The following is a 13,566-nucleotide window of genomic DNA, read 5'->3' as shown; positions in this document are numbered from 1 at the left end:
TCCTGACCTACTGGAAGACCCACTCCTGACCGAGGATGGTTGATGAGGACTCCTGTACTGGCGCGGATCGCGCTCGTACCGCTCACCGTCGGCGCGGGCCTGGTGCTCCCGGCGGGACCCGCGTCGGCGGTGGCCCCCGGTGCCGCCGTCGCGCAGGCGCCGGTCGCAGCCGCCGCCGAGTTGCACGTCAGCAACACGCACTGCACGGCGGCCGGCGACGGCAGCCTGGCTGCCCCCTTCTGCACCATCTCGGCCGCCGCCGCGGTGGCCGGACCCGGCCAGACCGTCCTGGTCCACCCCGGAGTCGAGTACCGGGAGTCGGTGGTGATCAGCCGCTCGGGGACCGAGGGGGCACCGATCACCTTCCGGGCGGTGAACGCGCCGGCTGACGGTGCCACCGTCGTCAAGGTGGGCAAGCGACGTGGGCCCGACGGCAACGAGAGCGCCTTCACCCTGCGTGGTGTCCATGACGTGGTCCTCGACGGCTTCCGGGCAGCCGGCGAGGGCACTGTCGAGGCGGTCGTCGTCGACGGCTCAACCCGGATCACCCTCGATCGGCTGGTCGTCAGCGACTACGCGGCTCCGGGACGGGTCCGGATCACCGGTGCCTCCGTGGACGTCACGGTGAGTCGTGGTGCCTTCGTGGGCGGTAACGGTCTGGTGGTGGACCCGGGTGTGCGCGGCGCCCTGGTGACGGCCAGCACCCTCGGTGGGATCACGGTGCGGGACGCGCCGGGCACGAAGATCGTCGGCAACACGCTGATGACCGACTGCACTGTGGCGGTGGACGTTGCCGGTGCTTCACCAGGCGTGTCGATCCGGAACAACATCCTGGAGACCGCCGCCGGCCCGTTCGACGATCCGCAGCGGTGCCTGGTGCCGTCGCGGGCGACCGCCGTCGCCGTCTCGCCCGAGAGCGTCGCGCAGACCGTTGCGGACTACAACCTGATCGAGCCGGCCAGCGGCGGTCCGCTCTACCGATGGGGTGGCACCGAGTACACGAGCCTGCCCGGGTTCGTCGCCGCCACCGGAAACGGCACCCACGACATCGCCGCGAATCCCCAGCTGACGTCGGTGCCGACGTACGAGCGGCCGTACACCCAGATCGCCCCGACCTCACCCGGGGTCGACTCGGCCGACGCCAGCGCCGATGGCGTCTCCCGTACCGACCTGCTGGACAACCCGCACAGTGACGCCCCGGAGGTCCCCAACACGGGCACCGGATCGGGCTATCACGACCGGGGCGCCGTCGAGGTGCAGGGGCCGGCGACGGTCACCGAGGTTCCGGTCCGACGCAGGGCCGGTGGCAGTCCCTTCGACGTGACCGTCGGCCTCTCCGTCACCACCGCCTGGCCGACCGACGGGCCGTTGGGCAAGGTTTCCCGCAAGTGGAGCGACGAGCCGTTCCGGCGGATCGCTCCGGTCGGGCCGGAGGACCACAGCGTCCGCCGGGCCGGCAGTGCCTGCGAGACCCATCAGGTGAGCTTCACCGACTTCCGCTGGACCTACGGAGCTGACAAGACCAGCTGCACGGTGGTCGGCGCCGCCTACACGGCTCTGACACCACAGCGGGTGCTGGACACCCGTGCGGCACTCGGAGTGCCGGGCAGGGTGCCCATCCCGGCGAACACCGAGGTCGTGCTGGCGCTGCCGCAGATCAACGGGCTGCCGGCCGCGGACATCAGCGCTGTCGTCCTGAACGTGACAGCGACCGCGCCGACCACAGCGGGGTTCCTGCGGGTCTACCCGGACGGCACCACGCTGCCGGAGGCGTCGACAGTCAACTTCGTACCGGGCGAGACGGTGCCGAACCTGGTCACCGTGCCGATGTCCAACGGCAACCTGCGTGTCCGCAACACCGCCAGCGGTACGGTGCACGTCGTTGCCGACCTTCAGGGTTACTACTCGGCGGGCGGTTCGGGGTTCCGCTCGGTCGCGCCGGTGCGGGTGTTGGACACGCGTGCGGCGGGTGGTTCGGCGTTCGCTCCGCACACGGGTCGGACGTTGGATCTGTCTGGTCGGGTTCCGTCGGGGGCGACGGCGGTGGTGCTGAATGTGACGGTGACCGAGCCGACGACCAGTGGGGTGTTGACTGTTCATCCGTTCGGTACGGCGGTGCCGACGGCGTCGAATCTGAACTTCGTGGCGGGACAGACCATTCCGAACCTGGTGATGGTGCCGGTTGTCGGTGGGAAGGTGGCCATCCAGAACGTCAGTTCGGGGCGTACCCATGTGGTTGCCGACCTTGCTGGTTGGTTCGGTGCGGGCGCCGCTGACACCTTCGTGCCGTTCGGTCCGACCCGGATCTACGACACCCGGGACGGCGAGGGACCCCTCGGGTCCGACGGCTGGGGGGCGCTGACCGTGCCCTTCCTCGATCCCAGGAGCGACAAGAGCGCGCCCCGGCCGACCGCGCTGGTGGCGAACCTGACCGTCACCGCGCCGACCAAGGCTGGCGTCCTCACCATCTACCCGAACGGATCGGACCGGCCGACCGCGTCCAACGTCAACTACGTCGCCGGTGAGACCGCCAGCAACCACGCCATCGTTGGCGTCGGCGAATACGGGCTCGTCGTGCTGTACAACAACACATCCGGCAACTCCCACGTGATCATCGACCAGGCGGGCTACTTCATCGCCGCGCCGTCCTGATCCGAGTAGCCGCCAGCCGGCGTCCACCCGCAGTCGCGGGTGGGCGCCGGCTCCACGTTGTGCGTTTGGCGGCACACGAGTAGCTGAACGTTTGTATAGGCTGCCCGCGCCAGGTTTTCGATATCAACGGGGGCTGTCGATGAGAAGAAGGCTGTTGTCACTGGCGGTGGTGCCGATAGTTGGTGGGGTCGGTCTGGTCGGGCCCGCCACCCAGGCCGCGGCCGCGCCGGTCGCCGCGCCGGCGGTGGCAGCTTCCGAGGTGTACGTCAGCGAGCGCGACTGCAAGCCGGCTGGCGACGGCAGCGAGGCGGCGCCCTACTGCACCATCACCGCCGCCCTGGCGGTGGCCCAGCCGGGTCAGACGGTGCTCGTGCAGCCAGGCGAGTACGCCGAGAAGGTGACGATCACCCGGTCCGGCACGGAATCCGCGCCGATCACCGTGCGTGCTGTCAACACGTCGCGTGGCCTTGTCCGTCTCGGCCACTACACGATCAGCGGCACACCGCTGACGATCTCCGGCGTGCACGACGTCGTGGTCGAGGGCTTCACGCTCACCAGCCGTGGCGACGCGGCACCGGTGCTGATCAGCGGCGCCCAGCGGGTCACAGTGGACGGTATCGCCACTGCCGTTGGCGCCTTCCCCGCCGTCCGGGTGACCGGCTCGTCCAGCGCCGTCACGGTCAGCCGGGGCTGGTTCTCCAGCCCAGGCGCCGGTGCCACCGGCGTGGCCGTCGAGGCGGGCGTGTCCGGCGCGGTGATCACCGCCAGCACCTTCTTCAAGACCCGGATAGCCGTGACGGACGCCCCCGGAGCCCGGGTCACCGGCAACACCGTGGTGACCGACTGCGCGACCGGAATCGTGCTGGCCGGTGCATCGACCGGCGCGAGCATCCGGAACAACATCCTGCGTACCGGCGCCGGTTCGGTACCGGCACCGCAACCCTGCGCCGACCCGACGGGCGCGCCCGCGATCTCGGTCTCCGCCGCCGCCACCGACGGCGCCGAGGCCGACTACAACCTGGTCGATCCGGCCAGTGGCGGGGCTGTGTACCGGTGGGGTGACACCGATCACGCCGACCTGGCGTCGTTCCGGGCGTCCACCGGGCAGGGCAGCCACGACATCCTCTCCCCGGCCCTGCTCGGCGAGAAGCTGGGCACCGATCGTGGCTGGTTCCCGCCGACCGCCGCGTCGCCGGCGATCGACTCCGCCGACGCCGAGGCGCCCGGCAGCACCCGTACCGACCTGCTGGACAACGCGCACGCCGACTCGCCCACCGTGCCCAACACCGGCACGGGCAACGGCTATCACGACCGGGGCGCCGTCGAACTCCAGGGCGGCCGTACGGTGACCGGGGAGGGGGTCCAGAGCAAGCCCGGCGGATCCTCGCTGGACTTCACCGCGCCCCTGACGGTGAGTCACGCATGGTCCACCGACGGTCCGGTCGGCAAGGTTGCCCGCCGCCTCAGCGGCGACCGGTTCTACCGGGTCGGCCCGATCGTGCCGGTCGACGGGCAGCTCAGGCGTGCTGGCTCGGCCTGTGTGGACAACGACATCAGGTTCGACAACTTCCGGGTGCTCCCGGAGTTCGTGGGCGGGCCGCTGGGGAACTGCGCGGTCCTGGGCGCGATGTTCACCCCGGTGGCACCGACCCGGCTCCTGGACACCCGTGCCGCCGTCGGCATCAGCACCACGGTTCCGATCGCGGCCAACTCCGAGATCGTCCTGCCGGTCATGTCCATCAACGGTGTGTCGGCCGCCAACGTCACTGCCGTCGTGCTGAACGTGACGGCCACCCAGCCGACCACCGCCGGATACCTCACCGTCTACCCGGACGGCACCGCCGTCCCCCAGGCGTCGAGCGTCAACTTCGTCGCCGGTGAGACAGTGCCGAACCTGGCGACGGTGCCGATGTCCAACGGCAACCTGCGGATCCGGAACAGCGCCGGCGGGACGGTGCACGTCGTCGTCGACCTCCAGGGCTTCTACTCCGGCACGGGTGACGGCTTCACGCCGATGCCGCCGACCCGGGTGCTGGACAGCCGGGCCAACGGGGGTGCGCCGGTCCCGGCGAACAGCTACCGGGTGCTGGACCTGTCCGGGCGGGTGCCGTCGGGTGCCAAGGCCGTCGTGCTGAACGTGACGGCCACCCAGCCGACGGCGAACGGCGTCCTCACCGTCTACCCGGCCGGCTCGTCGGTGCCGACCGCGTCCAACCTGAACTTCGTCGCCGGTCAGACCATCCCCAACCTGGTGACCGTGCCGGTGGTGAACGGCCGGCTCGTCATCCTCAACAACAGTTCCGGCACCACCCACGTGCTCGCGGACCTGGCCGGCTGGTACGGCACCGGCGCCACCGACGGCTTCGTTCCGTACGGTCCCCGGCGGATCCTCGACACCCGGTCCGGGGCCAGCGGCAGCGCCCTGCCCCAGTTCTCGTCGGTCGACCTGATGGTGCCGTTCCTCGACCCGAACGGTAACGACAGGACGCCGAAACCGACCGCGCTGGTGGCCAACCTGACGGTCACCGGGCCGACCGCTCCGGGCCTACTCACCGCACAACCCAAGGGTGAGACGCCGTCGACCGTCTCGAACGTGAACTTCGTGGCCGGCGAGACGGCGTCGAACGCCGCAGTGGTCCGCGTGGGTGCCAGCGGGTACGTGACGCTGACCAACAACAGCGGTGGCAGCACCCACGTGATCGTCGACCAGGCCGGTCACTTCATCACCACCACCCCCTGACCAACTGATTCAATCCGGAGCCGGCACCGTCTGACGGTGCCGGCTCCAGATGTTCGGGGCGGCGCCACTACCGTGCACGGGCCGCACGGGGAGTTGACCCCACCCCGGTGGGCCTGGCCGTGCGGCGCGCCGAACGCAGCACCGGTGACGCGGACCACGTCGTGCTGGGAACGCACATCGTGGTCCGCGACTGCGGGGAAACCGTTCGTGAAACGGGTCTGACGACCCCGGCGCTCAGGTGATCGAGTTGTAGATCGGAATGAAACCCAGGCTCGCCCCGGTCGAGGAGAACACCTCGACCTTGCGGATCACCGTGCCCGGCCGGGACGCGGTGGCGCTGTTGCCCACGCCGATACCGCCCGCAGCGAGCATCTTGCCGGTGGCCTTGATCGTGCCGACCGTGGAGATCTCCGCGTTCCCGGTCCGCTGCATGATGACTGCGTCGGCGGGTGCGTACCAGTCGACTGCGGCCTCGACGTTGTTCCAGGCGACGGTGGCCGCTGTCGCGCCCGGGATGACAGTGTCGTTCACCGTCTCGACCGGCTTCACCCAGATCGCCGGCCGGGTCGGGTCGTCCTGGCGGCAGTGGTTGCCGACGACGACCGCGTGGTGCGTGCCCCGGTTGAGCGCGATGCATGTCGACTCGCGCTTGTTGTGTACTCGGTTGCCCGTGATGGTGACGTCCGTGGCGTACAGGATGTTGATGTTGCCAAAGTTGTCCAGCAGCGTGTTGCCGGTGATCGCCACGCCGTGCGCACGAAGCTTCTGCGCTTCCGGCACGTTGTCGGACGGCTTCTCCAGATGCTTGCGCTGCCCGTCGATCTCGATGCCACGAAGTACACAGCCGGTGACGGTGTTGTCGGCGACGACGAGGTTCCTCAGCGACTGGGTGTAGATGCCGGACTGGCCGCAGTCGGTGATGGTGTTGCCGGAGACCACTGTGCGGTCCGAGCCGGCCAGCACGTTGATGCCGTCGTAGTAGTCGGAGCTCGGCTGCCATGGACCCCGCTTGGCCTCGTCGGTGGACCACCAGTCCATCGCCACATGGTTGCCGATGATCCGGATGTCGCGGCCGTTGACCGAGATGCCCTGCCGCGTGCCCTCGATGACGCAGCCGGTGATCAGCACGTCGTCGGAGGCGCCCGGCGGATCGTCGAAGACCGAGATGCCGGTGTATCGCACGTTGATCACCCGGACGCCGCGGATGGCGCATCGGTTCGCCTGGGCCAGCAACAGACCGTTGTAGACCTGGGTGCGGTCGGTGTCGCGGATAGTCAGGTCCTCGATGGTGACCTCACGCACGTCGGTGAGGCGCAGTACCGTGCTGATGTGGGAGGCGGTCGGCTTCGCACCGGTTAGCGCGAGCGTCGCCCCGTTGCCGGCGATCGTCGCGTTGGCGTACCCGGTGAGGCTTATCTCCTCGCTGACCCGGAACACCCGCCCCGGCGGAAAGTACACGCTCTTGTGTGGGACCGTTCCAGTCGCGGCGTTCAGCGCCGCCTGAATCTTCGTCGTATCGTCGGCGACCCCGTCACCGACCGCACCGTGGTCGAGGACCGAGACCCATCCCTCGTCCCCAGGAGCCGCCTGGGCCGCCGTCGGCGCCATGGCCACGGCGCCGACGGCGGTCGCACCGCCTACCACCGCGGCCCGTAACGCGTTTCGCCTGCTGAGCATGTCCGTCACGCGGCACAGGGTAGCGAGGATCAGCAGCGCGCGAGGTCCCGTCCGTGTGGGCCCCGGGACACTTCAGACGGCGCCGGGCTGGTCCCAGACCATGTCACCCCAGCCGACCTGGATCATGCCGCCCTGTCACCCGCCCGTCCGTCCATGGACGGAACAGCTAGATCGTGTCGGCAACCGCAAAGGGCCAGGTGAGATGTCCTCTCACCTGGCCCTGCTGCCTCTGGTCGGGGTGGCCGGATTCGAACCGACGACCTCTTCGTCCCGAACGAAGCGCGCTACCAAGCTGCGCCACACCCCGAGGCGTGCCGACAAATAGTAGCCCACCCGCTCCGATGGTCAAACTCGGTACCCCCGCCGCCCGCCGGCCCCAAACCGCCGCCGCGCCCCGCGCCCCGCGCTGCGCGCGCCCCGCGCTGCGCGCTGCGCGCGCCCCGCGCCCCGCGCCGCCCGCGCCCTGCGCGGCCCGCCGTCAAGATCCGCACAACTTCAGGGATGTAGTGCCCTCGCCGCGCGCTGAGGCCACTAAATCAGGGAAACTGCGCGATCTTGGAGCCGCGCGCCGAGCCGCGCGCTGCCCGCGCGACGTCGGACCGGGGCCGCGCCGCGGACCGGGGCCGCGCCGCGGACCGGGGCCGCGCCGCGCGTGGTCAGCGGGGGATCAGGGTGAGGATGCTGGCCTCCGGGGGACAGGCGAAGCGGACCGGGGCCGTCGGGTGGGTGCCGAGGCCGGCGGAGACGTGCAGCCAGGAGTCCGAGCCCGGCCACCGGTGCAGGCCACGCGCCATCGAGCGGGGCAGGCCGCAGTTGGTCACGAGGGCGCCGTAGCCCGGCACGCACACCTGGCCACCGTGGGTGTGCCCGGCCAGCAGCAGCCCGAAGCCGTCCGCGGCCATCTGGTCGAGCACCCGTGGCTCGGGGGAGTGCGTCACCGCGATGGACAGGTCGGCCGAGGAGGAGACCGCCCCGGCCACTGACGGGTAGTCGTCCCGCTCGATGTGCGGGTCGTCGACCCCGACCAGGTCGACCTGCCGGCCGCCGGCCTTCAGCGTCGTCCGGGCGTTGTTGAGGTCGGCCCAGCCGGCGCCGGTGAAGACCTGGCGCAGCTCCTCGTAGGGCAGCTCGACGCCCTCGGTGTACTCCCGGTCGGGCAGGAAGTAGGTGAACGGGTTCTTCAGCACCGGCCCGGTGTAGTCGTTCGAGCCGAACACGAACGCGCCCGGGTAGTCCAGCAGCGGTTGCAGCGCACGCAGCACGCCGGGCACCGCGCCCGGGTGGGCCATGTTGTCGCCGGTCACCACCACCAGGTCGGGGTCGAGGGCGGCCAACGACGCCACCCAGCGTTGCTTGCGCGCCTGGCCGGGCATCATGTGCAGGTCCGACAGGTGCAGCACGCGCAGCGGTTCGGCGTCGGCCGGGAGCACCGGCACATCGAACCGCCGCACTGTGAACATGTTGCGCTCGACGAGCGACGCGTACGCGAGGGTGGCCGCGCCGACCGCGGCGGTTCCGGCGGCGAGCCGGAATAGTGTGCGCTTTCGCATGGCGTTCAGGGTAGTTTGACCGTCCATGAGCACGCTGAAGGACCGCCTCACCGCCGACATGCGTTCCGCGCTCAAGGCGCGCGACGAGCTGACCACCTCCACGCTGCGGATGGCCCTGGCCGCCGTCGGCACCGCCGAGGTCGCCGGCAAGGCCAAGCGCGAGCTCACCGACGACGAGGTGCTCGCGGTGCTGACCAAGGAGGCCAAGAAGCGTCGGGAGGCGGCCACCGCCTTCGCCGACGCCGGCCGCGCCGAGCAGGCCGCGAAGGAGGCCGCCGAGGGTGAGGTGCTGGACCGCTACCTGCCCCGGCAGCTCTCCGACGCCGAGCTGACCGAGCTGGTGTCGGGGGCGCTCGCCGCGGGCGGCTTCACCGGGAAGGCCCAGATGGGCCCGGCCATGAAGGCGGCCCAGGCCGCGGTGGCCGGCCAGGCCGAGGGTGGCCGGGTGGCCGCCGAGGTACGCCGACAGCTCGGTCTCTGACCGAGCAGACGCGCGGCACGGCCGGGTAGCCGCACACCTGGGTCGGCGGAACGTCGTACCCGCCGCAGGGTCCGGACAGCCGAACGGGCGGGCACCCGAGGAGGGTGCCCGCCCGTTGGTGTCCTGTCCGTCGGCTCAGCCGCCCGGGCGTCCGCCGGGACGGCCGGGCGGGTTGCCGGGCTGGTTGCCCGGCGGGGTGCCGTCGGTGTTGCCCGGCGTGCCGCCGCCGCTGCTCACCTGGATGGTGACCACACCACCCTTGATGGTGCGGCCGTCCGGGCTGGTGCCGGCGGCGTCGCCCGCCTTGCAGGAGGAGGGCACCCGGGCGCTGGAGACGACCGGCTCGAAGCCGGCGCCCTTGAGCCGGGACTTCGCCTGGTCCACCGACACGCACTTGACGTCGGGGATGCTGCGCTGGTCGCCCTCGGAGATCTTCTGACCGGGCGGCTCGAAGTTGATCCGGGGCTTGTTCTTCATGGCGTCCCGCAGTGTCTCGTAGACCGGCGGGTTGATGCCGTCCTTCTCGGCGTGCTTCATCTTGACGTTCGTCTGCGGCCAGTCCGGGTCGGCCATGATGCCGGCCACCGAGTACTGCTTGGTCATCGCGACCAGGGCGGCGGTCTTCTCCGAGTCGGTGGTGCCGGACTTGCCGGCCACCGGCGCGTCGACGATGCCCTTCACCACGGCCGCGGTACGGCTGCCGCCGCACTTGCTGGTCCGGGAGTTGTCGCCGACCGGGCAGCGGGCGGCATCCACGGTGGCGCGGGCCACCTCGGTGCTGAACCGCTTCTCGCAGCGCGGGTTGGCGATGTCCAGCTTCTTGCCCTCCGGGTCCTTGATCTCCTGCACCGGGATCGGCTCGCAGTACTTGCCGTCCGCCGCGAAGGTCGCGTACGCGTTGGCCAGGTCGAGCGGGGTGGTGGAGGAGACACCCAGGGTGAAGGCGCCCCACTGGTGGGCGGCCTCCTTGGTGGCGGCGAACTTGGCGTCGTTGCTCGCCCGGAACTGGATGCCGGCGCGCTTGGCGACGTCCACCACGTTCTCCGCGCCGACCTGCTGCTGCAGCGGGACGAAGAAGGTGTTTGTCGACTGGGCGAACGCGGACCAGATGTTCTGCACGCCGCCGGCCTTCAGGCCGGAGTTGGTCGGGCAGTAGAAGTGGGTGCCCTTGCAGGCGGCCGGGCTGCTGCTGTCGATGATGTATTCCGACTTGAACTGCTGCGGCGCGTTGAAGGTGTAGCTGAGCGGGATGCCCTTCTCCGCCGCGGCGGCGATCGTGAAGAGCTTGAAGGTCGAGCCGGCCTGGTAACCGGTGATGCCGTCACCGCCGGTGAGCAGCGGGTTGACGGTCGCCGGGTAGTTGCCCCGGATCTTCTTCTTGCTCTTCGCCGGGTCGCTGGAGAGCTTGTTCTTCGGGTTCTTCGGGTCGTCCAGCTTGAACTGCCTGTTGACCGCGAGCGCCCGGACCCGGCCGGTGCCCGGCTCGACCACCGCGACCATCGCGGCTTCCTTGCTGTTGATGCTCTTGGCCTTGCGGACCGCCTTGTCCGCGCCGCGCTGCGCCTGGACGTCGAGCGACGTCACGACGGTGTAGCCACCGCTCTTGAGCCGCCGCTCCCGGTCGTACGTGGTCGAGCCGAACGTCTCCTGCTGCATCCACCAGCGGTAGAAGTAGTCGCAGAAGAAGCCCCACTCGTTGACGTTCGCCGAGACGCAGCCGTTGGGGGTGCGCTTGTCCTTCACCTTCAGCTCGACGGCCTTGGCGGCGTCCGCCTCCTGCTGGGTGATGGCCTTGATGTCGACCATGTTCTGGATGACGTAGTTGCGCCGCTCCAGCGCGAGCGGGTAGCCCGCCTCGGTGGTCGGGTTGTTCGTCGTCGGCGCCTTGACCATGCCGGCGAGCAGCGCCGCTTCCTCGATCTTGAGCTTGCTCGGCGGCTTGCCGAAGTAGACCTGGCTGGCGGCGTAGATGCCGTACGCGCCGTTGCCGAACGAGGCGAGGTTGAGGTAGCGGGTGAGGATCTCGTCCTTGGAGAACTCCTTGTCGACCTGGAGGGCCAGCCGCATCTCGCGGAGCTTGCGGGCACTGGTGTCCTCGGTCGCCGCGACCACGTCGGCCGGGTGGGTGGCCGAGTAGGCGATGGCCAGCCGGACGTACTGCATGGTCAGCGTCGAGGCGCCCTGCCGGCCGGCGCCCTCGTTCTGGTTGTTGACGAACGCGCGGGCGACACCGTTGATGTCGACACCGTTGTGCTTGTAGAAGTCGTGGTCCTCGGCCGCGATGATGGCCTTCTGCATGTAGGGCGAGATGTCGGCGAGTTTGACGTCGCGCCGGTTCTCGTCGTACATCGTCGCGAGCGGCGTCTTGCCGTCGGACGCCAGCAGGTAGCTGATCTGCGGCGCGCGGGCCACTGTCAACTCCGTGGGCAGTGCGCCGAATGTCTCGGCGCCGGCCTTCGCGGCCAGGCCGGACATCGCTACCGCGGGGAAGGCCGCCGCAGCGACCACCACGCCGGCCAACAGGCCACACACGAGCAGCGATGCGGCGTTGGTCAGCACATTGTGGTCACGTTTCCGCATCCAGGTCACCTCGACAGGGTACGCGAGTAGGGAACGAGGGGCGCTGGGGCGTTCTTTCCCCATTTCCTGCGCGCGCTGCCCTCGTTGTGCTAAACGCACGACCCCCGGTGCTCGGTTGCGTGTGACAGGGCGTGAGTCTCCCCGAATCGGGGAGGTGGCGCAGCGTTATCGCCGACCTTCTCGGGGTAACCGGCGGTCGAAGGCCCGGGAAGCCGGGAGTGTCCGGAATGATGGATTTTGCCGACAACGTTGCGTAATCAGTCGACTACAGAGCATGATGGGGGCGGCGACAGCGCCACATGTCGTCCGCGCCGCCTTGGGGAAGGCGGGCCGGGCGATCGGGGGGAATTGCCGGCTGACGTGCATCGACGAGGTCGGTAGGTACTGCAAGGGGGGACGTGTACACATGGGCATGATCACTGACTGGCCGTCGCTGGCGGCGTGTCAGAACGGGGACCCGGACGCGTTGTTCGTACAGGGCGCCGAACAGAACGTGGCCAAGCGGATCTGCCGGAGCTGCCCAGTTCGGTACGAGTGCCTGGCCGACGCGCTGGACAACCGGATCGAGTTCGGTGTGTGGGGTGGCATGACCGAACGCGAGCGGCGGGCGCTGTTGCGTCGTCACCCGCAGGTCACGAGCTGGCGCAAGATGTTCGAAGCCGCGATGAAGAAGAACAGCAAGGACAAGGCCGCCAAGGACAAGATCCTGGTCAGCGCGACCAACTGAGGCCGGTCACGACCGGCTGATCGCTTCACCGATCGTCCGTAGCCCGTCGACGTCGTGCACGTCGGCGGGCTGCGCCGTCACCGACACCGCCGGCACCGCCGGAAACGCCTCGGTGAACCGCGCGGCCACCTGCTGCTCGCGTACCGCCTGGCGGGCCAGCGTCGCGTGCGCCCGCAGCACCTCGGCGGCGGCCTCGTGCCCACCCAGCTCGGTCAGCCGGTCCGCGGCGGCCCGGCTCCGCTCGGCGTCCAGGCCGGGGACGGTCGGGCGGTGCACCCGGTTGAGCACCAGGCCGGCCAGCGGCATCCGTTCGTCGCGCAGCCGGCCCGCGAAGTAGGCGGCCTCCCGGACCGCGTCCGGCTCCGGCGCCGCGACCAGGAGGAACGCCGTCTCCCGCGCCTGCAGGATGCGGTACGTCTGCTCGGCGCGCTGCCGGAAGCCGCCGAACATCGAGTCCAGCGCGGCCACGAAGCCGGACAGGTCGGTGAGCAGTTGCGCGCCGAGCACCTTCTGCACCACCTTCGAGAACATCCCGAACGAGGCGGTGACCAGGCTGAACATGCTCCGGCCCCCGCTGCGCGCCGGCGCCAGCAGCAGCCGCAGCATGCGCCCGTCGAGGAAACGGGAGAGCCGGGCCGGCGCGTCCAGGAAGTCGAGCGCCGAGCGGGACGGCGGCGTGTCCACCACGATCAGGTCCCACTCGCCCCGGGCGTGCAGCTGGCCCAGCTTCTCCATCGCCATGTATTCCTGCGTGCCGGCGAAGGTCGAACTCATCGCCTGGTAGAACGGGTTCGCGAAGATCTCCGCGGCCTTCGCCGGATCGGTGTGTTGCAGCACCACGTCGTCGAAGGTGCGCTTCATGTCCAGCATCATGGCGTGCAACTCGCCGCCGGTGCCCTCGACGTCGAGGCCCTTGACCTGGCGGGGCGTGTTGTCGAGCTCGTTCAGGCCCAGCGACTGGGCCAGCCGGCGGGCCGGGTCGATGGTGAGCACCACCGTGCGCCGGCCGTGGTGCTCGGCGGCCCGCAGCGCCAACGCCGCGGCGGTGGTCGTCTTCCCCACCCCGCCCGCGCCGCAGCACACCACGATCCGTACGCCTGGGTCGGCGAGAATCTGGTCGACGTCCAGCTGCGGCGCCGCGTCTTCGGAAGGCACCAAT

General features: G+C 70.1%; 8 protein-coding genes and 1 tRNA gene. 4 read left to right on the top strand and 5 right to left on the bottom strand.

All coding sequences use genetic code 11. From position 1 onward, the window contains the following. The first annotated feature begins 42 nt into the window (after positions 1 to 42). The gene (locus O7634_RS07940; RefSeq protein ID WP_278149492.1) at positions 43 to 2,652 is read left to right on the top strand and encodes a hypothetical protein; all 2,610 of its coding nucleotides are present in this window, start codon (positions 43 to 45) and stop codon (positions 2,650 to 2,652) included. Between the two features lie 139 nt (positions 2,653 to 2,791). After that, the gene (locus O7634_RS07935; protein WP_278149491.1) at positions 2,792 to 5,392 is read left to right on the top strand and encodes a DUF1565 domain-containing protein; all 2,601 of its coding nucleotides are present in this window, start codon (positions 2,792 to 2,794) and stop codon (positions 5,390 to 5,392) included. 234 nt (positions 5,393 to 5,626) lie between these two features. Here the strand turns inward: O7634_RS07935 and O7634_RS07930 are convergent, their stop codons facing one another. From O7634_RS07930 to O7634_RS07920, 3 genes are all read right to left on the bottom strand, one after another. Then, positions 5,627 to 7,069 (bottom strand): right-handed parallel beta-helix repeat-containing protein, encoded by a 1,443-nt coding sequence (locus O7634_RS07930; protein ID WP_278153904.1) that lies wholly within the window; start codon positions 7,067 to 7,069, stop codon positions 5,627 to 5,629. Between the two features lie 230 nt (positions 7,070 to 7,299). Next, positions 7,300 to 7,376: transfer RNA gene (locus O7634_RS07925), tRNA-Pro, on the bottom strand. A 349-nt stretch (positions 7,377 to 7,725) separates the two neighbouring features. Next, the gene (locus O7634_RS07920) at positions 7,726 to 8,619 is read right to left on the bottom strand and encodes a metallophosphoesterase (protein ID WP_278149490.1); all 894 of its coding nucleotides are present in this window, start codon (positions 8,617 to 8,619) and stop codon (positions 7,726 to 7,728) included. Positions 8,620 to 8,644: 25 nt separating this feature from the next. Between O7634_RS07920 and O7634_RS07915 the strand changes: the two genes are divergently transcribed. After that, entirely contained in the window at positions 8,645 to 9,100 is a 456-nt protein-coding gene (locus tag O7634_RS07915; protein WP_203148202.1) for a GatB/YqeY domain-containing protein, read from the top strand. 135 nt (positions 9,101 to 9,235) lie between these two features. On the opposite strand, the gene O7634_RS07910 is transcribed toward O7634_RS07915, so the two are convergent. Next, positions 9,236 to 11,680 carry a transglycosylase domain-containing protein gene (locus O7634_RS07910; RefSeq protein ID WP_278149489.1) on the bottom strand — a complete coding sequence of 815 codons (2,445 nt, stop codon included), beginning with the start codon at positions 11,678 to 11,680 and terminating at the stop codon, positions 9,236 to 9,238. 406 nt (positions 11,681 to 12,086) lie between these two features. On the opposite strand from O7634_RS07910, the gene O7634_RS07905 reads away from it, so the two are divergent. Then, positions 12,087 to 12,407, top strand: coding sequence for a WhiB family transcriptional regulator (locus O7634_RS07905; protein WP_278149488.1), 321 nt, complete (start codon positions 12,087 to 12,089; stop codon positions 12,405 to 12,407). Positions 12,408 to 12,413: 6 nt separating this feature from the next. Here O7634_RS07905 and O7634_RS07900 read toward each other — a convergent pair whose 3' ends face one another. Then, entirely contained in the window at positions 12,414 to 13,565 is a 1,152-nt protein-coding gene (locus O7634_RS07900; protein ID WP_278149487.1) for an ArsA-related P-loop ATPase, read from the bottom strand. Between the last annotated feature and the right edge of the window lies 1 nt (position 13,566).

Source organism: Micromonospora sp. WMMD1120 (assembly GCF_029626235.1).
Taxonomy (GTDB): Bacteria; Actinomycetota; Actinomycetes; order Mycobacteriales; family Micromonosporaceae; genus Micromonospora.
Note: the sequence above shows the minus strand (reverse complement) of the source record. Positions and strands in the feature narration are given on the sequence as shown.

Coding starts and splice junctions, on each gene's coding strand:
- O7634_RS07940 (WP_278149492.1), top strand. CDS start 43: ATGAGGACTCCTGTACTGGCGCGGATCGCGCTCGTACCGCTCACCGTC.
- O7634_RS07910 (WP_278149489.1), bottom strand. CDS start 11,680: ATGCGGAAACGTGACCACAATGTGCTGACCAACGCCGCATCGCTGCTC.
- O7634_RS07930 (WP_278153904.1), bottom strand. CDS start 7,069: ATGCTCAGCAGGCGAAACGCGTTACGGGCCGCGGTGGTAGGCGGTGCG.
- O7634_RS07915 (WP_203148202.1), top strand. CDS start 8,645: ATGAGCACGCTGAAGGACCGCCTCACCGCCGACATGCGTTCCGCGCTC.
- O7634_RS07905 (WP_278149488.1), top strand. CDS start 12,087: ATGGGCATGATCACTGACTGGCCGTCGCTGGCGGCGTGTCAGAACGGG.
- O7634_RS07920 (WP_278149490.1), bottom strand. CDS start 8,619: ATGCGAAAGCGCACACTATTCCGGCTCGCCGCCGGAACCGCCGCGGTC.
- O7634_RS07935 (WP_278149491.1), top strand. CDS start 2,792: ATGAGAAGAAGGCTGTTGTCACTGGCGGTGGTGCCGATAGTTGGTGGG.